22 protein-coding genes are annotated in these 21,961 nt (G+C 45.5%); 17 read left to right on the top strand and 5 right to left on the bottom strand.

Annotation, left to right across the window (positions count from 1 at the left end):
- Both ABS362_RS18050 and ABS362_RS18045 read right to left on the bottom strand, forming a co-directional pair.
- Entirely contained in the window at window positions 1-453 is a 453-nt protein-coding gene (locus tag ABS362_RS18050) for a GNAT family N-acetyltransferase (RefSeq protein WP_350414270.1), read from the bottom strand.
- The gene (locus ABS362_RS18045) at window positions 393-2,132 is read right to left on the bottom strand and encodes a sodium:solute symporter family protein (protein WP_350414268.1); all 1,740 of its coding nucleotides are present in this window, start codon (window positions 2,130-2,132) and stop codon (window positions 393-395) included. Before ABS362_RS18045 ends, ABS362_RS18050 begins: the two co-directional genes overlap by 61 nt.
- A gap of 510 nt (window positions 2,133-2,642) precedes the next feature.
- Here ABS362_RS18045 and ABS362_RS18040 point away from each other — a divergent pair.
- The gene (locus ABS362_RS18040; RefSeq protein WP_350414267.1) at window positions 2,643-3,893 is read left to right on the top strand and encodes an aspartyl protease family protein; all 1,251 of its coding nucleotides are present in this window, start codon (window positions 2,643-2,645) and stop codon (window positions 3,891-3,893) included.
- On the opposite strand, the gene ABS362_RS18035 is transcribed toward ABS362_RS18040, so the two are convergent.
- A complete protein-coding gene (locus ABS362_RS18035) occupies window positions 3,890-4,183 on the bottom strand; it encodes a hypothetical protein (protein WP_350414266.1) in 294 nt (97 codons plus the stop codon). The two genes, ABS362_RS18040 and ABS362_RS18035, sit on opposite strands and share 4 nt — an antisense overlap.
- Window positions 4,184-4,699: 516 nt before the next feature.
- On the opposite strand from ABS362_RS18035, the gene ABS362_RS18030 reads away from it, so the two are divergent.
- The 8 genes from ABS362_RS18030 to argH all read left to right on the top strand — a co-directional run bounded on the left by ABS362_RS18030 (window position 4,700) and on the right by argH (window position 13,250).
- A complete protein-coding gene (locus ABS362_RS18030; protein WP_350414265.1) occupies window positions 4,700-5,398 on the top strand; it encodes a GNAT family N-acetyltransferase in 699 nt (232 codons plus the stop codon).
- Window positions 5,399-5,424: 26 nt separating this feature from the next.
- A complete protein-coding gene (gene argG, locus ABS362_RS18025; protein WP_350414264.1) occupies window positions 5,425-6,636 on the top strand; it encodes an argininosuccinate synthase in 1,212 nt (403 codons plus the stop codon).
- Window positions 6,618-7,628, top strand: coding sequence for an N-acetyl-gamma-glutamyl-phosphate reductase (gene argC, locus ABS362_RS18020; protein ID WP_350414263.1), 1,011 nt, complete (start codon window positions 6,618-6,620; stop codon window positions 7,626-7,628). The genes argG and argC overlap by 19 nt, the downstream gene beginning before the upstream one ends.
- A gap of 185 nt (window positions 7,629-7,813) precedes the next feature.
- Window positions 7,814-8,962 (top strand): aspartate aminotransferase family protein, encoded by a 1,149-nt coding sequence (locus ABS362_RS18015; protein ID WP_350414261.1) that lies wholly within the window; start codon window positions 7,814-7,816, stop codon window positions 8,960-8,962.
- A 1-nt stretch (window position 8,963) separates the two neighbouring features.
- The gene (locus ABS362_RS18010) at window positions 8,964-9,914 is read left to right on the top strand and encodes a Rossmann-fold NAD(P)-binding domain-containing protein (RefSeq protein WP_350414260.1); all 951 of its coding nucleotides are present in this window, start codon (window positions 8,964-8,966) and stop codon (window positions 9,912-9,914) included.
- Between the two features lie 93 nt (window positions 9,915-10,007).
- Complete coding sequence (argB, locus tag ABS362_RS18005; protein ID WP_350414258.1) at window positions 10,008-10,802, top strand: acetylglutamate kinase; 795 nt, start codon at window positions 10,008-10,010, stop codon at window positions 10,800-10,802.
- Window position 10,803: 1 nt separating this feature from the next.
- Window positions 10,804-11,868 carry a M20 family metallo-hydrolase gene (locus ABS362_RS18000; protein ID WP_350414256.1) on the top strand — a complete coding sequence of 355 codons (1,065 nt, stop codon included), beginning with the start codon at window positions 10,804-10,806 and terminating at the stop codon, window positions 11,866-11,868.
- A 47-nt stretch (window positions 11,869-11,915) separates the two neighbouring features.
- Window positions 11,916-13,250 (top strand): argininosuccinate lyase, encoded by a 1,335-nt coding sequence (gene argH, locus ABS362_RS17995; protein ID WP_350414254.1) that lies wholly within the window; start codon window positions 11,916-11,918, stop codon window positions 13,248-13,250.
- Window positions 13,251-13,411: 161 nt separating this feature from the next.
- Here argH and ABS362_RS17990 read toward each other — a convergent pair whose 3' ends face one another.
- Window positions 13,412-14,098, bottom strand: coding sequence for an MCP four helix bundle domain-containing protein (locus tag ABS362_RS17990; protein ID WP_350414252.1), 687 nt, complete (start codon window positions 14,096-14,098; stop codon window positions 13,412-13,414).
- A 196-nt stretch (window positions 14,099-14,294) separates the two neighbouring features.
- Here ABS362_RS17990 and ABS362_RS17985 point away from each other — a divergent pair, with 196 nt between their 5' ends.
- From ABS362_RS17985 to ABS362_RS17955, 7 genes are all read left to right on the top strand, one after another.
- Window positions 14,295-15,011: a C39 family peptidase gene (locus tag ABS362_RS17985; RefSeq protein ID WP_350414251.1), complete on the top strand. Its 717-nt coding sequence runs from the start codon at window positions 14,295-14,297 to the stop codon at window positions 15,009-15,011.
- 8 nt (window positions 15,012-15,019) lie between these two features.
- Window positions 15,020-16,492: a RimK family ATP-grasp domain-containing protein gene (locus ABS362_RS17980; protein ID WP_350414249.1), complete on the top strand. Its 1,473-nt coding sequence runs from the start codon at window positions 15,020-15,022 to the stop codon at window positions 16,490-16,492.
- A complete protein-coding gene (locus ABS362_RS17975) occupies window positions 16,485-17,747 on the top strand; it encodes a carboxylate-amine ligase (protein WP_350414248.1) in 1,263 nt (420 codons plus the stop codon). Before ABS362_RS17980 ends, ABS362_RS17975 begins: the two co-directional genes overlap by 8 nt.
- Window positions 17,741-18,469, top strand: coding sequence for an N-formylglutamate amidohydrolase (locus ABS362_RS17970; RefSeq protein WP_350414246.1), 729 nt, complete (start codon window positions 17,741-17,743; stop codon window positions 18,467-18,469). Before ABS362_RS17975 ends, ABS362_RS17970 begins: the two co-directional genes overlap by 7 nt.
- 297 nt (window positions 18,470-18,766) lie before the next feature.
- Window positions 18,767-19,372, top strand: coding sequence for a YqaE/Pmp3 family membrane protein (locus tag ABS362_RS17965; RefSeq protein ID WP_350414245.1), 606 nt, complete (start codon window positions 18,767-18,769; stop codon window positions 19,370-19,372).
- A gap of 158 nt (window positions 19,373-19,530) precedes the next feature.
- Window positions 19,531-20,481 carry a DnaJ C-terminal domain-containing protein gene (locus tag ABS362_RS17960; RefSeq protein ID WP_350414244.1) on the top strand — a complete coding sequence of 317 codons (951 nt, stop codon included), beginning with the start codon at window positions 19,531-19,533 and terminating at the stop codon, window positions 20,479-20,481.
- 25 nt (window positions 20,482-20,506) lie between these two features.
- Window positions 20,507-20,866 carry a hypothetical protein gene (locus ABS362_RS17955; RefSeq protein ID WP_350414243.1) on the top strand — a complete coding sequence of 120 codons (360 nt, stop codon included), beginning with the start codon at window positions 20,507-20,509 and terminating at the stop codon, window positions 20,864-20,866.
- Here the strand turns inward: ABS362_RS17955 and ABS362_RS17950 are convergent.
- Entirely contained in the window at window positions 20,838-21,602 is a 765-nt protein-coding gene (locus ABS362_RS17950; RefSeq protein WP_350414241.1) for a pseudouridine synthase, read from the bottom strand. The two genes, ABS362_RS17955 and ABS362_RS17950, sit on opposite strands and share 29 nt — an antisense overlap.
- 158 nt (window positions 21,603-21,760) lie before the next feature.
- On the opposite strand from ABS362_RS17950, the gene ABS362_RS17945 reads away from it, so the two are divergent.
- Window positions 21,761-21,961, top strand: a complete 201-nt coding sequence (locus ABS362_RS17945; RefSeq protein WP_350414239.1) for a hypothetical protein — start codon at window positions 21,761-21,763, stop codon at window positions 21,959-21,961.

Raw genomic sequence — 21,961 nt, 5'->3', positions numbered from 1 at the left:
TTATCGTTGTAGTCTATACTCTAAATACTTGTTCGTAAAGCCCATTTTCTCGTACAGATGGCGGGCCGGGTTTTGTGGTTCAACATGCAGGGCTATACTGCCCGACACAGTTTCGGTTGCCAGTTGCACCAGCTTTTTGCCAACACCTTTTCCACGCTGGTTGCCATGTACTGCTACATATACCAGTATGTTCTCAGGTATATACCCGCTCATGCCGGTATTGTTCAGGATAAGGGCACCTACTACTTCTCCATTTTCGCGGGCTTCCAGCACGGCGCCGCCTTTCCCTTCGGCTGTAGATAGCGCATAGTCCATGCACTTGGCAATGTCTTCCCGCTTATCGCCATACTCATCTAAATGCTTGAAAAGGAAATCCAGTATCTCGTCCCGGTTTATACCTGTGTTGTTTTCAGGGGTATAGACGTTGTAGTGGAGACTGTTGTTCTCTGCCATGTTTTGTTCTTGTTTTTGTTGGGATATAAATAAGTTAACGTGATATAGATAATGCAGGACGCAGATAAGCCGAAGAAGTTAGGGTCTAGGCCAAATGGCAAGCGGAACGATAGGTTTATAACTGGCAAATAGACGATACTGTTAGCGGCTATAGTTTGCTGCAGTAAACTATAAAGTTCCGGGTTGCCCAGGCTGCTCCAGTTCTGTTGCAGCGTTGCCGGGAAGTAACTATAAATGGAGCCGGCTATAGTTTGCAGGTTGGCATTTTCATCTATAGTTGTAAGAATCGTTGTCTGCAGTAAAACAGTCACTATACCACCCATCAGCATCGCCCAGAAAGCAGCCACATTGCTGCGCCGTTTCCAGAACAGCGCTCCGATGATCGGCACAAATAAGCCTGAAACCATAAAAGCATATGAGTACAGCATCAGGTCAAGTACATTGGTCATCATGGTAGCCAGCCAAAGCGCCAGAGCACCAACTATAAGTGTAACCACTTGTGATAACCGTAATGTCTCGGGGGCATCCTGGTCTGTTTTCCTGAAGTGGCTGATGATGTCCGTAACGATGTTCCCGGATGAAGCCATCAGGCAACTATCTGCAGTGGATAGAATGGCCGAAAAATAAGCCGACAGCATCAGTCCTGTTAAACCAACTGGCAACACGGTGCGAAGCAACATGGGTAAACCGGTTTCAGGGTCGGTTATAGTTCCGCCTGCTACATTTACAAACATGCCTTGCTCTGCCGCAACACGGGCCAGTAAACCCAGCATCACCCCCATAAACGCCATGATCGGCCACTCAAACAACCCGGCCAGGTACCAGGCGCGGCGTGCTGTTCTGGTGTCGCGACAGGCATAAATGCGCTGGTACAGGGTCATCCCTACAAACCAGATCGGTATAATGGTAATGGCCCAGTTCACGATCTGTTGCCAGGTAATATTGGTTAGGCTTAGAAACTCAGCTGGCAATGTCGTACGGATAGCCAACATACTCCGGGCTGATTGCTCAGACAACCATTGCCAACTGGTAATGTTAGAAAAGGTAAGTTGCTCCAGACCGCCGACAGCCAGGAACGAGACCGGCAACCCGATAAAGATCAAGCCGCCCATAAGTATGGCCCACTGAATAGTGTCGGTATAAATGACGGCTTTCATGCCACCCATAACGGTATAAACTACCGCAATTACACCCATTATCAGCAGTGCTGTAGTAAGGTCTAAACCGGTTATAGTTCCACTGGCAAGTTTGGCCCCGGCCAGTATCTGCGAACTTGTAAAACCCGTGTAGCCAATGGCCGAAATGATGCCTGCCAGTAAAGCCACACGCCTGTTAAAGTAATGACCAAAGATCTGAGGGAAGGTTAGAAAGCGGCTGAAGGCAGGGTTATCTTTTACTTTCGGTATCAGGAAGACTGCAGCCAGCCACGCACCCAGCAAGCCGGTAAATAACATCCAGGAACCCGAAAGTCCCATAACAAAACCTAACCCACCTAAGCCAATCGAAAAGCCGCCACCAACATCTGTGGCTACTACCGATAACCCTATATGCCCGCTGCCCATAGTTCGGCCACCTACATAGTAATCGTCGGCACCTTCGTTCTTTTTCAGGAAATAAAAGCCAACACCGAGCATGGCCAGCATATAGATGACAAAAATAGATAGGTCTATGAAATGCATTTATTAGTAAAGTATAATTATAAGTTTTAGTTTGGAGTTGCTGTTATGTCTAAGTTAATCAAAAATAGGCTAAAATCACAGTTTTTTGGAGTTTAGCATGCTTGGTAAACATTAAAGACTGATTTTGCGCGGTTGGTTTTGTGCAAAATACTACAAGTAGGAGAGTAGCCTGCTTTTTGACAACAGCTATTATTTTACAGCTTATTTATTAGGTGAGTCCTATTTTTAAAACTATTACAAAAGACCGGCAAATAGCTGATCGACTTACCTGAAAAATACATAGATTTTACCTCTTAAATGCCAGGTTTTTGAAGGTGTCAAAAATCAATTTTATAGCAAAGCTTTGGTTCAGAAATCAGACATTATTACGATGTGCAACTATAGGTTTATAATGTGCAGAGAATTCCTGGGAGTATAAATTTATCCGGAATTTAGTATATTTATTACCTGACTATGGTTTTGTTACGTATCTTATAGAGTATTAACCTCTTACACGCGATCCCAACCATTATGACAAAAGCATTTTTCCCAATGTTGCTTTGTCTTTTAAGCTGCTTTCTGGTACAGCCGGAAGCGAGGGGGCAAACTATAGCTCAAGATACCGCATACTTTACCGGCAAAACCAAAAAGATCAAGGTCCCATTTAAGCTGGTTCACAATCTTATCGTTATTCCTGTAAAAATAAACGATTCCAAACCACTCAATTTTATTCTCGATTCGGGTGTTAACAGTACACTTATTACGCAGCTGGACTATAGCGACAGCATTAGTTTAAATAACTCCCGCAAAATAACGGTTCAGGGTTTAGGAGAAGGTTTTTCATTAGAAGCTCTTATTTCGAATGGTAACAACATGTACCTCCGCGAAATTGAAGGAGTGAACCACGAAGTGTATGTATTACTTGAAGATGTATTTAACCTGTCTACCCGTATGGGAATGCCGGTACATGGCATCATCGGGTATGATATTTTTAAAAATTTTATAGTTAAGATTAACTATAACACGCATGTTATAACACTCTACCGACCAGATGCTAAGATCAGGATCAGTAAAAAAGCTGAAGTGCATAAGCTGTCTATAGAGGATTGCAAAGCATATGTGTATGCTAAAGTGCGACAGTATAACGGTGATTCTTTAAACGTAAAACTGGTAGTTGATACAGGCGCCAGCCATTCGTTGTCGTTGTATTTGCCAACTAACGATAAACTAAAACTACCACCAAAAGTAATGGAAGCCTACCTGGGTCGTGGACTAAGCGGGGATATACACGGAAAGATAGGCAGGATAAACAGTATGTCGATTGGCAGATACCAGTTCCAGGACCTGCCTGCATCTTACCCTAATGAGCAGGCAATCCGGGTAGCCCTGAACATCGCAAACCGGAACGGAAATCTTGGCTCTGATATATTGAAGCGCTTCACTGTTATTTTTGATTATCCGCATAACCGCCTGGTGTTAATACCAAACCATAAATACAAACAGCCTTTCAGTTACAACATTGCCGGTTTTGAGGTAAGCACGCCCATGCCCGGGTTTAACGTTTATGTCGTATCTAATGTATCCGAAAACTCAGCAGCGAAAGAAGCAGGTATAAAACAGGGAGATCAGTTAATGGCTATAAATGGCAAAACCTGCAACGACCTGGATCTGAACCATGTGCTCAATTTATTGGATGGTAAGCCAGGCAACCAGTTACGGCTCACTTTCCATCGGAATTCTATTCCTTATACTGTAACACTTACGCTGCAGAACAGGATCTAAGACTGAGCCGGCATCTTCTGAAGATCCTGAATGATCTGTAGGATCAATAAAATACCAGCCATCACGATCAGTAAAATTCCAGCATAAAATCTCGCTTTTGGCACTGGTTGCTGTTCAAGGTCTCCAAACTCGTTCACGCGTTTAAAACGCAGGCTTGTAAGCAGTAGGCCGTTACCAAAACTCAGCCAGATGGCAGCAGTAAGGGGCTGGCCCAGCATAACAAGTGTAACAAGCCCAATTGCAGAAAATAAAATGCCGATCATCACCGGCAGGTTCAGGTTTCTCATCATGTAAAGCAGAAAAGCTGCAAGTTAATCCATATCAGCCAATTTCTATACTTTAACTACCGGTGCAGCACAAACTATAACTTACCTATATGATGTATAATTTTTAATTGAATTTTAAAGCGATTGTTGGAAAAACAATTTTTTAGTGAAAACATTTGCACTGCTTTAGAAGTAAAAAAGCAGCCAGACAGTATATCCGCTTACTAAACAAATGAAAAAAAAGGTCCTTTTATCTGGTGCCGAGCCAACGATAAAACACGCTGCCACTAAGCGTGCGACTTTTTCTGTCCGCGTATGCAGGGCAGTTTTCAGGTGCGCCTTTTCTTCATTCAGGTGCAGGCCCTAGGCCGACGTTTTCTCGGATCGCCTATGCGGTGATCCTGCCTCACAATCACTAAAATATTTCCGGGAACACAATGCGTAAGCTCAGCTTTTTCGAAAGGCAGCTCAAGGCATTTGCACATTCCAAATTTTACTAATTCCGGCTTTAGGTGCCGCTTTACTGTATTTTTTCCTTAGATGACCAATTTACCCGACTTTATAGTTGCTGTGGCTGATGAGCGCCACGTGGGTTATGCGCAGACTATCTGCGATGAGATGGAAGCTTCTGCCAAGGCGCGCGGCACCGGTATTGCCAAACGCAAGCCCGAATATGTGGCCCAGAAAATGGCGGAAGGCAAAGCTGTTATCGCCCTGCACCCGGACGGGAAGTGGGCTGGTTTCTGCTATATTGAGACATGGGGACACGGCAACTATGTGGCAAACTCCGGCCTTATAGTTTCACCGGAGCTTCGTAAAAGCGGCCTTGCCAGCAAGATCAAACAGAAGATATTTGAACTGTCGCGCACCAAATACCCTGATGCCAAAATTTTTGGCTTGACTACCGCGCTGGCAGTTATGAAGATCAACTCTGGCCTGGGTTACAAGCCTGTTACTTACTCAGAGTTGACTGATGATGAAATGTTCTGGAAAGGTTGCCAGAGCTGCGTGAACTTTGAGATACTTCAAGCCAAGAACCGCAGCAATTGCCTGTGCACTGCCATGTTGTTTGACCCAGCTAAGGAGCAGAATTTTATGCCTTTGCCAATTATGGAACAGAAGCCAGCTGCTAAAACCAACAGCCTGCAGGAGCGTTGGGTACGTTACCGTCAGCGCCTGGCCTTGCAGCCAATTGTATTACCGGAACAGGAAAAAGATAAGAACAAGCAAGCCTCCTAAAGGCTACCAATGTATAATTTATAGTTATGAAGAAAGTTTTGTTAGCCTTTAGCGGCGGTCTCGATACATCATATTGTGCTATTTACCTGTCGCAGGAACTGGGGCTTGAAGTGTATGCTGCCTTAGTAGATACTGGTGGTTTTTCAGCTGAAGAAATCCAGGAAATAGAGCGCCGCGCTTATAGTTTAGGTGTAAAACAATTTACACACCTGGATGAGAAAGAAAGCTACTACAAAAGTTGCATCAAGTACATGATATTCGGCAATGTGCTGAAGAACAATACCTATCCATTATCGGTAAGTGCGGAGCGCGTAACGCAGGCTTTAAGTATAGCCAACTTTGCGAAGAGCATCGGGGCAGATTACGTAGCGCACGGCAGCACCGGAGCCGGTAACGACCAGGTCCGTTTCGACATGGTTTTCCAGGCGATCATCCCGGATGTAGAGATCATCACCCCGATTCGTGACATGAAGCTGTCGCGCGAAGAGGAGATCGAATACCTGCGCAAGCATGGCGTGGAAATGGACTTCACCAAAGCACAATATTCTATAAATAAAGGCATCTGGGGTACATCAGTAGGCGGAAAAGAAACACTTACATCGCACCTGCCTTTACCTGAATCTGCTTACCCAACGCAGCTTACAAAGCAGGAGCCGGAGCGCGTAACTATAGTTTTCAAAAACGGTGAGCCGGTTGGCTTGAACGATGAAGTTTTTGAAAGCCCGGTACAGGTAATACAGCGTTTACAGGAAATTGCCGGTCCGTTTGCGATTGGCCGTGACATACACGTGGGCGATACGATCATCGGCATTAAAGGCAGAGTTGGTTTTGAAGCTGCTGCACCTATGGTGATCATCAAAGCACACCATACTTTGGAAAAGCACACGCTTACCAAATGGCAACTATACTGGAAAGACCAACTGGCTACCTGGTACGGTAACTGGTTGCACGAAGGGCAGCTGCTGGACCCAACGATGCGCGATATTGAAGCTTTCCTGGAGAGTACACAGCAAACGGTGACGGGTAAAGTACATGTGCTGCTGGCACCTTATCGCTTCCAGGTGGAAGGCATTGAAAGTGCACACGACCTGATGAGCGACAAATTTGGCAGTTATGGTGAAATGAACCGCGCCTGGACAGCCGATGACGTGAAAGGCTTTACAAAAATATTTGGCAACCAGACCAAACTATACCACAACGTAAATAACACCACCGACGCATGGGCGAGCAAAAAATAAAAGCGGGCATTATAGGTGGAGCGGGTTATACAGGTGGAGAATTGCTTCGCCTGTTGCTGAACCATCCGAATGTGGAGCTGACCTTCGTGCATAGCAAAAGCCAGGCAGGTAAGCCTGTACATGCTGTTCATGCTGATCTTTTAGGAGAGACCGAACTATACTTCAGCGACTCATTTCAGCAGGAAGTTGACGTGCTGTTTTTGTGTGTGGGCCACGGCGAAGCAAAGAAGTTTTTGGCTGAGAATACATTTGTTGAAAGCACTAAGATCATCGATCTTAGCCAGGATTTCCGATGGAACGGGGAGGCAGGCAATGCCCAAACTATAGATGCGAACGGAAGAGTTTTTACTTACGGTTTGCCTGAGCTGCAGCGCGAAAATATACAACAGGCGCAGCACATTTCCAATCCAGGCTGTTTTGCCACGACCATTCAGTTGGCACTATTACCATTAGCAGCTAATGGTCTGATAACCGATGAAGTGCATGTGAGCGGTATTACGGGTAGTACCGGAGCCGGCCAAAGCCTGAGCCCGACATCACACTATAGTTGGCGCAGCGGTAACATCTCTAGCTATAAAGTGCTGAACCACCAGCACCTGAACGAGATCCGTCGCACACTGCACGAATTACAGCCAGGTCAGGATTTGCCGGCAATACATTTTGTGCCGTACCGCGGGCCATTTACGCGTGGTATACTTTGCACCAGCTATCTGCCCTGCAGCTTAACTATAGACCAGGCCAACGAACTATACTGCACCTATTACAGTAAACATTCATTCGTGTTTATCAGCAACAGTATACCCGATCTGAAGCAGGTAGTGAACACAAACAAGTGTATTCTATATTTAGAAAAACAAGGTGAAATGCTTGTGATCACCAGCCTGATTGACAACCTTTTAAAAGGGGCATCGGGCCAGGCGGTACAGAATATGAACCTGATTTTCGGACTTGAAGAGACGGCTGGGTTAAAACTGAAGCCTTCGGGTTTTTAACTATGGAATGTCATCTCGACGATAGGAGAGAACTATCTCAGATTAGAAATAGATTTCTCGTTACACTGAAAATGACAATTGCCGAAATAACAATTAACAATACAACAACTAACAATTAAAACCATGTACGTCAAGTACTTCATTTACTGTCTTACTTCTTACATCTAATTCTCAACGCAGATACCATGAATCTCTTCGATGTTTATCCTCTCTTTGATATAAACCCCGTACGCGGCCAGGGCTGCTACATCTGGGACGATAAAGGTACCCGATACCTGGACCTGTATGGCGGCCACGCAGTTATTTCTATTGGCCATAGCCACCCTTACTACACCAAGCGTATTGCCCGCCAACTTTATGATATCGGTTTTTATTCTAATTCGGTGCAGATGCCGATGCAGGAAGAACTGGCTGTTAAACTAGGTGAACTCAGCGGTTACCCTGACTATAGTTTGTTTTTGTGTAACTCCGGTGCCGAAGCCAACGAGAATGCTATTAAACTAGCATCTTTCCAAACGGGTCGCAAAAAGATCATCGCATTTAAAGGAGCTTTTCATGGGCGTACTTCTGCTGCTGTGGCCGCTACCGATAATCCATCTATAATTGCGCCGGTAAACGAAACAGATAATGTGGTATTTCTGCCCTTAAATGATCTGGAAGCTTTTGCGCTGGCACTAAAAGAACATGGTGATGAACTGGCAGCTGTTATAGTTGAAGGGATACAAGGAGTAGGCGGCGTGCATATTCCGGAACCAACTTTCCTGAAGGTCGTGGAAGCAGGTTGCAGGAAATCCGGTGCATTGCTGATATTGGATGAGGTACAGTCTGGCTATGGACGTTCGGGTAAATTCTTTGCGCACCAGCATGCCGGCGTTAATCCAGACCTGATTACTATAGCTAAAGGTATGGGAAACGGTTTTCCAATCGGTGGCGTTCTGATAAGCCCGGAAATTGAAGCAAAACATGGTATGCTGGGCACTACGTTTGGAGGTAATTACCTGGCCTGTGCTGCCGGACTTGCCGTGCTGGAAGTGATGCAGCAGGAGCAGTTGGTTGATAATGCAAACCGCATAGGGCAGCGTCTGAAGGAACAACTACAAAACATGCCTGGTGTATGCGAAGTACGTGGGCAAGGTTTGATGATAGGAGTAGAGCTTGAAGAAGCTTGCGCCCCGATCCGTAAAGAGTTGCTGGAGAAACACCGTATTTTCACAGGCTCCTCATCTGATAAAAATACGCTACGCCTGCTGCCACCGCTTACCATAGGCGTGCGCGAAGTAGAGGCTTTTGTAACAGCTTTCGAAGCTATAGTTTGTACCCTTAAGGAAAAATAAAATGAAAAAATATACTTCTGTGCACGATGTTGCCAATGTGAATGAACTGGTAACCGAAGCGTTGCACCTGAAAGAAAATCCTTACAAATATAAAACGCTCGGCGAGAACAAAACACTTGGCCTTGTTTTCCTGAACCCGAGTCTGCGCACGCGCCTGAGCACACAGAAAGCAGGTCAGAACCTGGGTATGAACGTGATCGTGATGAACCTGGACAAAGAAGGCTGGGCACTGGAAACGCAAGATGGCGCCATCATGAATGGCACTACTGTAGAGCACATCAAAGAAGCGGCTGCCGTAATGGGTCAGTACTGTGATATCATCGGAATCCGATCATTTCCGAAACTGCAGGACCGTGAAGAAGACTATAGCGAAGACCTGCTCAACAAGTTTATCACTTACGCCAAAGTTCCCATAGTAAGCCTGGAGTCTGCCACGCGCCACCCGCTGCAAAGCCTGGCTGACCTGGTAACTATAACCGAACAAAAGCCAGCGGGTAAAAAGCCGAAAATGGTACTGACCTGGGCACCGCATGTGAAAGCTATTCCGCAGTGTGTAGCGAACTCGTTTGCCGAATGGATGCAGCAGGCTGATGTGGAACTGGTGATCACGAACCCGGAAGGCTACGACCTGGCTGAAGAATTTACGAAAGGCGCTACTGTGCTGCACAACCAGGATGAAGCCCTGAAGGATGCTGACTTTGTGTATGTAAAGAACTGGTCGAGCTACGAGCAATATGGTAAGGTGCTGACAGATGGCGAAGGCTGGATGATGACCAACGAGAAGCTGGCGCTGACCAGCAATGCCAAAGTAATGCACTGCCTGCCGGTGCGACGCAACGTGGAGCTAAGCGACGAGATACTTGACGGACAAAACTCGCTGGTACTGGAGCAGGCTAACAACCGCACCTACGCTGCGCAGGCTGTACTTAAACGCATGCTGGAATCACTTTAGTTTAGACAAAAGACTACGTGACAAAGGACAAAAGACTATTCTCATCAAACCGAGAAGTCGTTTGTCAAGTTGTCAAGAAACTCAAAAAAATAAATGCTGACTATAGTTAAGATCGGTGGAAATGTAATTGATGATCCCCGGTTGCTGCAAAACTTTTTGGTTGATTGGGCTGCAGTAACGGGTCCTAAGTTGTTGGTACATGGCGGCGGTAAAATAGCGTCTGCCATTGGCCAGCGGCTGGGCATCGAACCGAAACTGGTAGACGGGCGCCGTATTACAGATGCCGAAACACTTGAGGTTGTTACAATGGTGTATGGCGGACTAGTGAACAAGAATATTGTAGCGAAACTACAGGCCTTAGGCAACAACGCGATTGGCTTAACTGGTGCAGATGCCAATATCATTAAAGCAGAAAAACGCCCGGTTAGAACTATAGATTACGGTTTTGTTGGAGATGTTAAAGGCCCTGAAAGTATAAATGTGCTGGCGCTGGATGCCATGCTGCAGGCAGGTTTTACACCAGTTATCGCACCGCTCACCCACGATGGCAATGGCTCTTTGTTGAACACCAATGCTGATACAGTTGCTTCGGTTTTAGCTGTAGCCATGGCGCAGAAGTATAACGTGCAGTTGCTCTATTGTTTCGAGAAGAAAGGCGTGCTGGAAGATGCTGCAGATGATGAATCTGTAGTTGCTTTGCTGACACCAAACAAGTATAAAGCCATGCAAGACGCAGGGCAGGTTTACGCAGGTATGCTTCCGAAGCTGGACAATGCGTTTGCTACCTTGCGAAGTGGCGTAAGCATTGTTAAAATTGGTCAGTCGGAAGATGTGCTGGCGATGGCAGAAGGAAAAGCTGCCGGAACAACTATAGCGCTGGAAGCATAACATGACAACTGATCAACTATACACCGAAGCGCTGGAGCTCTTAAAGGAACTGATCAGTATTCCGTCATTCAGTCGAGAAGAGGATAAGACTGCTGATGCCATTTGTCATTTCCTGCAACGGCATGGTATACAAGCTGAGAGACAGGGAAATAACGTGTGGACATTCAACCAACACTATAAACCGGAACTACCAACTATACTATTAAATTCGCACCACGATACCGTAAAACCAAACGCAGGCTATACCTTAGATCCGTTCTCGCCAACTATAAAAGATGGTAAACTATACGGACTCGGCAGTAATGATGCCGGTGGTTGCTTGGTGTCTCTGATCGCGACGTTTTTATACTTCAATCCGCAGCAGAACCTGAAGTATAACTTCGTACTTGCCGCCACTGCCGAAGAAGAAATATCTGGTACAAACGGGCTGGAAGCTATACTTCCAAAACTGGGCAAAATCGACTTTGCCATAGTTGGCGAACCTACTCAAATGCACCTGGCCGTAGCTGAAAAAGGGTTGTTGGTACTGGACTGTGTAGCGCAAGGAAAGGCAGGCCATGCCGCCCGCGAAGAAGGTGTAAACGCCATCTATGAAGCACTACAGGATATTGAGTGGTTCCGCAACTATAAGTTTGAGAAGGTATCAGAAACGCTCGGCCCGATCAAGATGAGTGTTACAGTGGTGCAGGCTGGTTCGCAACATAATGTAGTGCCCGATACATGTAAGTTTACCGTAGATGTGCGCGTAACCGATGCCTATAGTTTAGAAGAAGTGCTGGAAACGGTAAAGAAGCATGTGAAGTCAACTGTTACGCCACGCTCGGTACGTTTGCAGCCATCCGGTATTCCGCTCAGCCACCCAATTGTACAGGCTGGCTTATCGCTTGGCCGTAACATCTATGGTTCACCCACCACATCCGACCAGGCGTTGCTGCGTGTACCATCCGTAAAACTCGGCCCTGGAGACTCCGCCCGCTCACACACCGCTGATGAATACATAGAACTACAGGAACTGGAAGAAGGCATCCAGCTTTACATCAAAATGCTTGAAAAGGTAGTTTTATAGTTACCAGATCAACAATTTAACAATACAGCAATTTAACCATCAACAACATGAAGCTCTGGCAGAAAGATATACAGGTACAGGAAGAAATAGAACGTTTTACCGTGGGAAACGACCGTGAAATGGACCTGGAACTGGCTCCGTTCGACATACTTGGTTCGCTGGCGCACACGCGCATGCTGAATCAAGTTGGTCTGCTGGAGCATGATGATCTGACTGCAGTACAGATAGAGCTGAAGCAAATGTACCGTGAAGTGGCGCAGGGTAATTTTGTGATTGAAGATGGCGTAGAAGATGTACACTCGCAGGTAGAATTGCTGCTGACCAATCGCATTGGCGAAGCAGGTAAAAAGATACACAGCGGCCGCTCCCGAAACGACCAGGTGTTGGTTGACCTGAAACTATACATGCGCCACCAATTGCGCTTGGTGGTAGAGGCTAGCGAAACCTTATTTAATACCTTACAAAACCTGAGCGAACAGCATAAAAACAAATTATTGCCCGGCTACACGCACCTGCAGGTAGCTATGCCTTCGTCGTTTGGATTATGGTTTGGTGCATATGCCGAGAGCCTGATTGATGACTTGCTGGTAGTACAGTCTGCCTACCGCATCAGTAACAAAAACCCGTTAGGATCTGCAGCCGGCTATGGTTCGTCGTTCCCGCTAAACCGCCAGCTAACTACAGACTTGCTGGGCTTTGAGAGCCTGAACTATAACGTGGTGTATGCGCAGATGGGACGTGGAAAAACGGAACGTGTGGTTGCAACCGCGCTGGCAACTATAGCCGCAACTATCGGCCGCATGGCGATGGACCTTTGCTTGTACATGAGCCAGAATTTTGCATTTGTTAGTTTGCCTGATGAACTGACCACCGGCTCCAGCATTATGCCGCACAAAAAGAACCCCGATGTGTTCGAACTGATACGTGGCAAGTGCAACAAACTACAAGGCTTGCCAAATGAAATAGCCCTTCAAACTTCCAACCTGCCGTCCGGCTATCACCGCGATATGCAGCTCCTGAAAGAAAGCCTTTTTCCTGCATTTAGCACCTTGCTCGACTGCCTTCACATGGCGAACTACATGCTGCCAAAGCTAATCGTTAAAGACAACATCATGCAGGACGAAAAGTACAAGTATGCCTTTAGCGTGGAAGTCGTGAACAATGAAGTACTGAAGGGGGTACCTTTCCGGGATGCTTATAAGAATGTTGGGGCAACTATAGCCAACGGATCATTTGAAGCGCCTGATCAGTTAAATCACACCCATGAAGGAAGTATAGGCAACCTTTGTACAGAACAGATCAGGCAACAAATGCAGCAGGTATTACAAGGCTTTGATTTTGCTAAAGTTGATGTGGCTGTAAATGCATTATTAGCTGATTAGATCCAGTTTAGTCTTTGCCAAGAACAAGCTCTATTATGGGCAGCGTGTAAACTCAGTTTCATAAAAAAAGAGACGCAAAAAATTGCGTCTCTACATAATACATCAAATCCTTTTAGTTACAGCCATAGCCTGATCCTGAAATCCATCAGATCTTGAAATTCTTAATTCAGGTGGAATTTCTGGGGCTTTACCTGGTTTAGCCTTCGCGATGTTTGCAGTAGGGTACCAACTATAAGTGCTATAATTACCGCTAGTCCGATCACCAAATAGGAGAGGACTTTTAACATTTTTACATTTTTGTCAGCTGACTGGTATAGCTCCTGACCCACATTGACCTGCACCCGGATTAGCGCATGAAGTGGCTCCAGCAAGCCCTGGAATGCTTCTTGTCCGCTTGTTAAATAGAGTTTACGGGCCTTTGCTTTGTTACCCTGGCTGCTCTGTCTAAGTATCTCGTCCTGAACCTGCACCAGGTTAGCAAACTGCACTTTATAATCTATAAGCTCTATCATTTCCTGCTCTACGAGGTACGTGTTCTCGAATTTAGATGCCAGCGAATCTATGGTTGTTGTGTTGGAAATAATAATCTGTTGCAGGCTGTCCTGACTTGTAGTGTTGGTTGCCAGAATGTGTTCTTCCAGCAGCATGCGGTTCTGGTAATAGCGTTCCAGCATTTCCGAAATATCCAGAGAAGGCACAAGCCTGTCTTTGTATACAGACTGAAACTTACGTCCGACCTGCTCCATACTATAGCTAACAAACCAATTCGCGATCACGATAATCACAAACATGGAAACAAAGGCAACTGCTACTTTAGTACGCTGCTTAAAACTGAAGCTCCACTGCATCTCTTAAATTGATAACTGGTTTAAACTAAGATAACCAATTTAGCTCACATACTAAAGTATAGCCTATCTTTTTGACAGTCCGCTGGATGGTTTAGTTCTTATCGGTCATATTCTATCTTGTTTTATTCAAAAAACTTATAGTTGGTAAAGCGTATAAGGTTCACACTGTTACTTGTTACATACAACGCAAAACATAGTGATACCAATAAAGATACACACACAACCAGACGACTCAACCTGCGGCCCAACCAGCCTGCATGCCGTGTACAAGTACTTTAAAGATCCTATTCCGCTGAGTGAGGTAATAAAAACAGTTCCTTACCTAGATGAAGGCGGCACACTGGAAGTTCTGCTCGCCTGCCATGCTCTGCAGCGCGGCTACAATGCCACTATTTTCACTTACAATCTGAATGTTTTCGACCCGACCTGGTTCGATCTTTCAAATGAGGAGATCATAGCCAAACTGGAACAGCAGCTGGAAATTAAAACGGGCAAAAAACTCAGAAGAGCATCCAAAGCTTACATTGAATTCCTGAAGCTGGGCGGCACATTGCGCTGCGAAGACCTAACAGTTGCCTTGCTGCGAACTTTTTTTGATAACGGTGTGCCAATGCTCACTGGCCTTAGCGCCACCTATCTGTACCGGAGCGCACGAGAATTTGCCGATGAAGCTGGTAATTCTGTGTACGATGACGTGCAGGGCTACCCGATGGGCCATTTTGTAGTGCTTTGTGGTTTTACCGACGACCTGCAACATGTAGTAGTGGCTGATCCGTACCCGGAAAACCCCTATTTTAAAAATAACTATTATGAGGTTGGGCTCTCGCATCTGCTCAGTTCTATTATGCTGGGTATGTCTACTTTCGATGCCAACCTGCTGGCCATTGAGCCCAAAATACCCCTAACCGAATAACCCCAAACATGCGAAAGATAGTAGTTGTCGATTACCCAAAAGACTGGGAAACGAAGATAGAAGACGTAGAAGTTGTTGATGCCCAGACATACCTGACAGATACTACTTATACTGATATAAAAAATGCCAGGATCTTTAACCTTTGCCGCAGCTATAAATACCAGAGTGCCGGGTATTATGTGTCGTTGCTGGCAGAGGCCCGCGGTCATAAGCCCATACCAAGTGTTACCACCATGCAGGACCTGAAAACGCCAACTATAGCGCGGGCCATTACCATGGAAATAAACGACCTGGTGCAAAAAAGCCTGGGTAAGCTAAAATCAAAAACTTTTACGCTGAGCATTTACTTCGGACAGAACGTGGCTGAGAAATACGAAAAGCTATGCAAGCAACTGCATGACCTGTTTCAGGCACCACTGCTTCGCGCGCAATTTGTTTTTAAGGATGAATGGGTGTTGCAAAGTATCTCTCCGATTCCGGTTACTGATGTGCCTGATAACCATAAGCGGTACATGAACAAGTTTGCGAAAGCCTACTTTGCACGCCACCGTTTTGCAGGTGCGCGCATTGCACGCAAAGTATACGACCTGGCCATTTTAGTAGACCCCGAAGAAAAAGCTCCGCCATCAAACGAACGCGCGATACAAAATTTCGTAGAGGCAGCTGAACAGCAGGGTTTCTACACTGAACTTATTACCAAAGATGACTACCGCAGACTAGCCGAGTTTGATGCTTTGTTCATCCGGGAGACCACTTCGGTGAATCACCATACCTACAAATTTGCACGAAAAGCATTTGCAGACGGACTGGTGGTGATCGATGACCCGACATCTATTTTAAGGTGTACAAATAAAGTGTACCTGGCTGAGCTGCTTACAAAGGCAAAAGTACCTGTGCCTAAGACCATGATCATCCATAAAGATAACCGGGAGCAGGTAGAGGAGGAGTTGGGTTTGCCGTGTGTGCTCAAGAAGCCGGACAGTTCTTTCTCGCAGGGTGTGGTAAAAGCAACAGATACAGAAAGCCTGAAAAAGGAACTGGATGAAATGCTTTCAGACTCTGAACTGATCATCGGGCAGGAATTTACACCAACTGATTTTGACTGGCGGATTGGTGTACTGGATAAACAGCCGCTTTATGCCTGCAAATACTTTATGGCAAAAGACCACTGGCAGATCTATAACTGGAACGGAAAAAAGAAGCAGGACGAAGAAGGAGATGATGAAGTAGTGCCGTTCGAGGAGGTGCCGTTTCATGTGTTGCATACAGCCCTGAAGGCGGCCAACCTGATTGGCGATGGCCTGTATGGCGTGGACATTAAAGAAATTGACGGAAAAGCTTACGTAATAGAAGTAAACGATAACCCGAGCATCGATTCGGGCTGTGAAGATAAAATCCTTAAAAAAGAACTATATGCTGCTATCATCAAATCCATTAAGCGACGTATCGACAACCATAAAAACATCAGACCCAATGAATAGCCTTGAGCCTAAATGCACGTTGGGCCTTTTTCAAGGCTTCGGTGTGGAGTTAGAGTACATGATCGTAAGTAAAAAGGACTTGCGCGTACTGCCAATAACCGATAAACTGATCTATGATGAAGTTGGCCAATATATTTCGGATGTAGAGTTTGGTGAAATAGCCTGGAGCAACGAACTGGTGCTGCATGTGGTGGAGCTTAAAACGCAGGGGCCAGTAAGATCTGTTGAAGGTCTTCATTGTAAGTTTCAGGAGCATATACGGAAAATAAACCAGATGCTGGAAAAGTACGATGCCATGCTTCTGCCAACCGGAGCACACCCAACTATGAATCCGGATACCGAAACTCAACTATGGCCCCATGAGCACAACGCTGTTTATGAAGCTTATAACCGTATTTTCGACTGCAAAGGGCATGGCTGGGCAAATTTACAAAGCACACACCTGAACCTGCCGTTTGCCAACGACGAAGAGTTTGCAAAACTGCATGCAGCCATTCGTATGGTATTGCCGATACTTCCGGCGCTAAGTGCCTCTTCTCCGATACTGGACAGCAAAGTTACCGGTATGTTTGACTCACGACTGGAGGTCTATCGCCATAACCAGGGCAAAATACCAAGTATAACGGGCAAGGTAGTTCCAGAAGCGGTGTTTAATAAAAAGGATTACGAAGAGCAGATCCTGAATAAAATGTATGGCGATGTTGCGCCTTACGACCCGGAAGGAACACTTCAGGAAGAATTCCTTAATTCGCGTGGAGCTATAGCCCGTTTTGAGCGTAATACAATTGAGATTCGGTTACTGGATATACAGGAAAGCCCGGTGGCTGACATGGCTGTAATACAGGCAACAGTATCGTTAATACAGGCTTTGATAGGAGAGCGCTGGATATCATTAAAAGAGTTGATGACGTTTGACGAGAACAGGCTTTCCAGGATCTTAGTACAGGTTATATCTAACGGGCAGGAAACCATTATTACTGATTTAGAATACCTGCGTTGCTTTGGTTTTGATTGTAATGGTAATTGCACGGCCGGCGAATTATGGCGACACATTGCCGCAGAATGTATTAATCTGGAAGAACAGCCTGAGGTGCAACATGCGCTTAATGTCATCTTATCGAGGGGGAACCTGGCCAAGCGAATTTTAGATGCTACTAAACTAAACCCTGATAAAGAAACTATCGAAAAAGTATATACCCAATTGGCAAAGTGCCTGCAAAACGGAGGTGTATATTTACCTGAAAAACCATGCTAAAACTATTGCTTACCTGCGAACACAGCGGAAACCAGGTACCAGCGGTCTACTCTTCTTTTTTTGAAGGGAAAGAATCTCAATTGTACTCTCATGAGGGGTATGATATTGGTGCGCTGGAGCTTTTCCGTGAACTGGAGCCTTTAGCAGATAAAACCTTTCATTCGGAGACCACGCGCCTGCTGGTAGAACTGAACCGGTCGCTACATCATGCAAAGCTTTTCTCGGACATTACAAAGCAACTGCACGATGATGACAAGGCAATTATTTTAAAGGAATATTATTTCCCGTACCGCGAGCAGGTAGAGCACTTTATTCATGATTTTGTGATGGCCGGCCGGCAGGTACTCCATGTTTCGGTACATAGTTTTACCCCCGAACTGAATGGCGAGATTAGAGAGACCGATATAGGGTTGCTGTATGACCCTAAGCGAAAGTTAGAGCAGACCATTTGCCGCCGCTGGAAACAGGAATTTCAGAATGAAGATAATGATCTGATGGTGCGTTTTAATTATCCTTATCTCGGCATTGCAGATGGTTTCCCGACGTATCTGCGCCGCAAATTTACCGATGAACAGTATATTGGTGTTGAGCTGGAAGTAAATCAGAAATTCTATACTGAGAAAAAGGAAAGGTGGGAGCATATCAACCAAGCCATCTATAGTTCGCTACAAAACACGCTATCTCATTTTCGGCCAGAACTGACTGAGGAAGAAGAACTATAGCTAATCTTATAGTTAGTAAGCGTGCTCCTTTTACCTATAGTCTACTCGTATGAAGGATGTATTGAAAGTATTGTTTTAAGCTGGTCTCGCATCCAAAGCCAACAAGTTCATAACAGTATAGTTTAGCTCTAATACACATCTATAGTTAGCTTAAAATAGAGATGAACATATCTTTCGTTTTGAACTATATTTAAATACTACAACAAATTTAAATCATATATAGTATGAGTTAGCAGCAAGCCTTGACAATGCTAAAATTTTGGAACTGTTATTAATTACCACATAACCCCTTTTACTATGAAATTTAGAAATCTACTTCAATTAGTTTTTGTTTTGATCGCTGGTCAGTTACTCTTTGCCTGTAACTCCGCAAAGTACTACGAATTTGCCGCTCACAAACAGGCACCATATTACGAAGCTAAACAGAAACAGGCACCAGCTGCCACAACCGAAGAAACAGAGAGCCTGTCGCAGATTGCCATGACAGCTGCTGAAGCAGAAGCAACCGAAAAAGCAGAAACTCCGGCCTTGGAAGCATCACTGGAAACCAAAATTGTAAAAGTACCTGTAAAACTGGCGCCTGTAGCACCTGCCACTCTAGAAGCTCCTGAAGCTGAAAAGGTAGTTACAGAAGCTGAGGCCATAGAACTGGTAAAAGAGCGCATGGCAAACATGACAAGCGTTGAGAAGAAAGAATTAAAGAAAGAACTGAAAGAAGCACTTAAGCAGAGTGGCTCCAGAACTTCTATAGTTGAGATTATCCTTGCCGTGCTTCTTCCGCCACTTGCGGTATTCCTGCACGATGGTATTGGTACTTCTTTCTGGATCAGCCTTATACTGACGCTGTTATTCTGGATACCGGGTGTAATCTATGCATTACTGGTTGTTACGGATACGATCTAGCGTAAAAAGAACTAAAAATTTAAAAGAAAAGCACCTGCAGAGGTGCTTTTCCTGTTTACAGGGTTTTCGTAACTTAACCGTAAACCAGCCGGGGTTTATCACGTTTTTATAAGCAGTATGTATCGTGTGTTTTACACAAATACCGCACCTCAATCATCATGGACTATAAAGATTATTACAATATTCTGGGCGTAAGCAAAACAGCCTCTCAGGCTGAGATCAAAAAAGCTTACCGTGCCCTTGCCAAGAAATATCACCCTGATAAAAATAAAGGCGACAAAGCTGCAGAAGATAAGTTTAAGGACATAAGCGAAGCCTACGAAGTAGTAGGCGACGAAGAAAAACGCAAACAATATGACCAGCTGGGTTCTAACTGGCGCCAGTACCAGAACGCTGGTGGTGGTTTTGGTGGTCAGCAGGGACAATACTATGGCGGGCAACCTGGCGGTGGTGGCTTCCGTGGGTTCGAAGGTGATCCGGATATGTTTGGCGGCGGTTTTTCTGATTTTTTTCAGCAGTTTTTTGGTGGAGGAGGCGGTGGCTTCGGGCAGCAGGGCAGGGGCGGCCGGGGCCAGGCGGCCAAAGGGCAGGACTACGAAGCCGAAATGGAAATTACCTTGCAGGAAGCATACCATGGTACTTCACGTTTACTTAATCTGCACAATCAGCAACTACGCATCACTACTAAACCAGGCGTTGCCGACGGACAGATCCTTAAAATAAAAGGAAAAGGTGCGCCGGCAGCAGGCGGTAGAATGGCCGGAGACCTGTTCATTAAAGTTTTTGTGAGGCCGGATACGAAGTTTGAGCGAAAAGGCAGCGACCTTTATTCCACTTTACCTATTGATATGTACACGGCTATACTGGGCGGAGATGCCCATGTGCAAACACTGACCGGGCAGTTGAAACTTAAGATACCAGCCGGCACTCAAAACGATAAAACACTGCGCTTGCGTGGCAAGGGTATGCCTGTTTATGGTAAACCTGACCAGCATGGAGACCTTTACGTAAAAATTATAGTTGAATTGCCGACACATCTGAGTGATGAAGAAAGGAACCTGCTGGAAAAACTGCGGGACCTGCAACTGGCAAAAGCAACAGCACGATAAATAACCTCTAATACTTTAAGCAACTATGTTAGCAACCTTAGAACAATTACACTATCACAGCCTGATAGATGGTTTCCTGGATAGCCTGGCAGAGCGCAACCTGAAATTTTATGCCAGCGACTTGCTGGAAAAACATGGTTGCCAGAGCCGCGAGGAATTGGGTCAGGCTGTAAAGCGTGCTACAGAAGTTTGTAGTTGTATGCACTTACCCCTACAGGAAAACATTAAAGCCGTTTATCGTGCTCAGAACGGCCAGCTGGTACAGGATTGGCGCTTATCTCCAATGGCCTACATGCTACTTGTTATTAATGCTGATTCCAGGAACGAGCTTGTCGCACACCTGCAGGTAGAATTAATTAAACGTGCGCTTCACCAGGAGGAGTAACTATAGCCGGATGTATAGTAGCGTTGTGCGCTACTAAAGCATCTTCCCAGTTAAACATGCGGCAAAGCCTTGTCATGTTAGGTGATAAGTGTGCTTTCAGGTGTATCTGCTTACCAGTGTATGGGTGTGTAAATGTGAGATCAGAGGCATGCAGGTTCATGTAAGGGCTGTCCAGTTCGTCCAGGAACATCTTGTTATGGCGCCAGTCGCCGTGCTTTTTATCACCCACTATATAATGCCTGATATGGGCAAAATGCTTGCGGATCTGGTGCATGCGACCCGTCTCGGGGGTAACCTGTACCAAACTATAGCGTGAGGTGTTGTAACGACCTACAGGAATGGGTAATTCTATAGTTGCCAGCCGTTTATAGTGTGTTACGGCATCCTGTGGTTCTTTATGCTGGTGATCTTTGTCCGGGCGGATGGGATTATCTATAGTTGCAACTTCGGGTGTATAGCCGCGCACAATAGCATAGTATACTTTCCCGGTCTCACGGTTCTCAAATAGCTTTACCAATGGAGCTGCAGCTTCAGAAGATTTGGAAAATAACAGCACACCGGAAGTACCACGGTCGAGGCGGTGAACAGCATAAACTTTATGGCCTAACTGGTCGCGGAGCATTTGGAGGGCAAACTCTTTTTTTTCTTCAGCTATGCGCGTACGGTGAACCAGCAACCCGTGTGGCTTATTGATCGCCACGTAATGTTCATCTTCAAAAATAATATCCAGCACCATCTAAACTTCTTAAAGCTGTAAAGGTACTAATTATCTATAGTTTGGCATTAGGTGTGGGATAACTGTAACTATAGTTTAAAACAGTAAATCCGTAAAAAATAATGAAAGATGCAGGTTGCATTCCCCGAAACAGTAACTTTGCGTCACCTACTTACTATATGGCTTTAGCATTTAACAACCTCCGTAAAGGAAACAAATACAGACTTTGCAACCACGGCGAAGTATTCGAGTTTTGGGTAATAGACATGCCTGAAGAAAATGTGTACCAGCTTAAAGACCTGCATACGTTAGAGGTCTATCACCTGCACGAGCTGATACAGTTTGGCAAAGGCAAAGATTATGACCTGCAGGAACTATAG

Origin of the sequence: Pontibacter populi, from assembly GCF_040278685.1 — a bacterium.
GTDB lineage: Bacteria > Bacteroidota > Bacteroidia > Cytophagales > Hymenobacteraceae > Pontibacter > Pontibacter populi.
The sequence above is the reverse complement of the archived record's forward strand: the minus strand, read 5'-3'. Positions and strand labels throughout refer to the sequence as shown.

Excerpts from the sequence above, each read along its gene's own strand:
- ABS362_RS18030 (WP_350414265.1), top strand. The coding sequence starts at position 4,700 with ATGACCAATTTACCCGACTTTATAGTTGCTGTGGCTGATGAGCGCCAC.
- ABS362_RS17965 (WP_350414245.1), top strand. The coding sequence starts at position 18,767 with ATGAAATTTAGAAATCTACTTCAATTAGTTTTTGTTTTGATCGCTGGT.
- argH (WP_350414254.1), top strand. The coding sequence starts at position 11,916 with ATGAAGCTCTGGCAGAAAGATATACAGGTACAGGAAGAAATAGAACGT.
- argB (WP_350414258.1), top strand. The coding sequence starts at position 10,008 with ATGCTGACTATAGTTAAGATCGGTGGAAATGTAATTGATGATCCCCGG.
- ABS362_RS18000 (WP_350414256.1), top strand. The coding sequence starts at position 10,804 with ATGACAACTGATCAACTATACACCGAAGCGCTGGAGCTCTTAAAGGAA.
- ABS362_RS17960 (WP_350414244.1), top strand. The coding sequence starts at position 19,531 with ATGGACTATAAAGATTATTACAATATTCTGGGCGTAAGCAAAACAGCC.
- argC (WP_350414263.1), top strand. The coding sequence starts at position 6,618 with ATGGGCGAGCAAAAAATAAAAGCGGGCATTATAGGTGGAGCGGGTTAT.
- ABS362_RS17945 (WP_350414239.1), top strand. The coding sequence starts at position 21,761 with ATGGCTTTAGCATTTAACAACCTCCGTAAAGGAAACAAATACAGACTT.
- ABS362_RS17955 (WP_350414243.1), top strand. The coding sequence starts at position 20,507 with ATGTTAGCAACCTTAGAACAATTACACTATCACAGCCTGATAGATGGT.
- argG (WP_350414264.1), top strand. The coding sequence starts at position 5,425 with ATGAAGAAAGTTTTGTTAGCCTTTAGCGGCGGTCTCGATACATCATAT.
- ABS362_RS17950 (WP_350414241.1), bottom strand. The coding sequence starts at position 21,602 with ATGGTGCTGGATATTATTTTTGAAGATGAACATTACGTGGCGATCAAT.
- ABS362_RS17970 (WP_350414246.1), top strand. The coding sequence starts at position 17,741 with ATGCTAAAACTATTGCTTACCTGCGAACACAGCGGAAACCAGGTACCA.
- ABS362_RS17975 (WP_350414248.1), top strand. The coding sequence starts at position 16,485 with ATGAATAGCCTTGAGCCTAAATGCACGTTGGGCCTTTTTCAAGGCTTC.
- ABS362_RS17990 (WP_350414252.1), bottom strand. The coding sequence starts at position 14,098 with ATGCAGTGGAGCTTCAGTTTTAAGCAGCGTACTAAAGTAGCAGTTGCC.
- ABS362_RS18040 (WP_350414267.1), top strand. The coding sequence starts at position 2,643 with ATGACAAAAGCATTTTTCCCAATGTTGCTTTGTCTTTTAAGCTGCTTT.
- ABS362_RS17980 (WP_350414249.1), top strand. The coding sequence starts at position 15,020 with ATGCGAAAGATAGTAGTTGTCGATTACCCAAAAGACTGGGAAACGAAG.
- ABS362_RS18010 (WP_350414260.1), top strand. The coding sequence starts at position 8,964 with ATGAAAAAATATACTTCTGTGCACGATGTTGCCAATGTGAATGAACTG.
- ABS362_RS18015 (WP_350414261.1), top strand. The coding sequence starts at position 7,814 with ATGAATCTCTTCGATGTTTATCCTCTCTTTGATATAAACCCCGTACGC.
- ABS362_RS18045 (WP_350414268.1), bottom strand. The coding sequence starts at position 2,132 with ATGCATTTCATAGACCTATCTATTTTTGTCATCTATATGCTGGCCATG.
- ABS362_RS18035 (WP_350414266.1), bottom strand. The coding sequence starts at position 4,183 with ATGATGAGAAACCTGAACCTGCCGGTGATGATCGGCATTTTATTTTCT.
- ABS362_RS18050 (WP_350414270.1), bottom strand. The coding sequence starts at position 453 with ATGGCAGAGAACAACAGTCTCCACTACAACGTCTATACCCCTGAAAAC.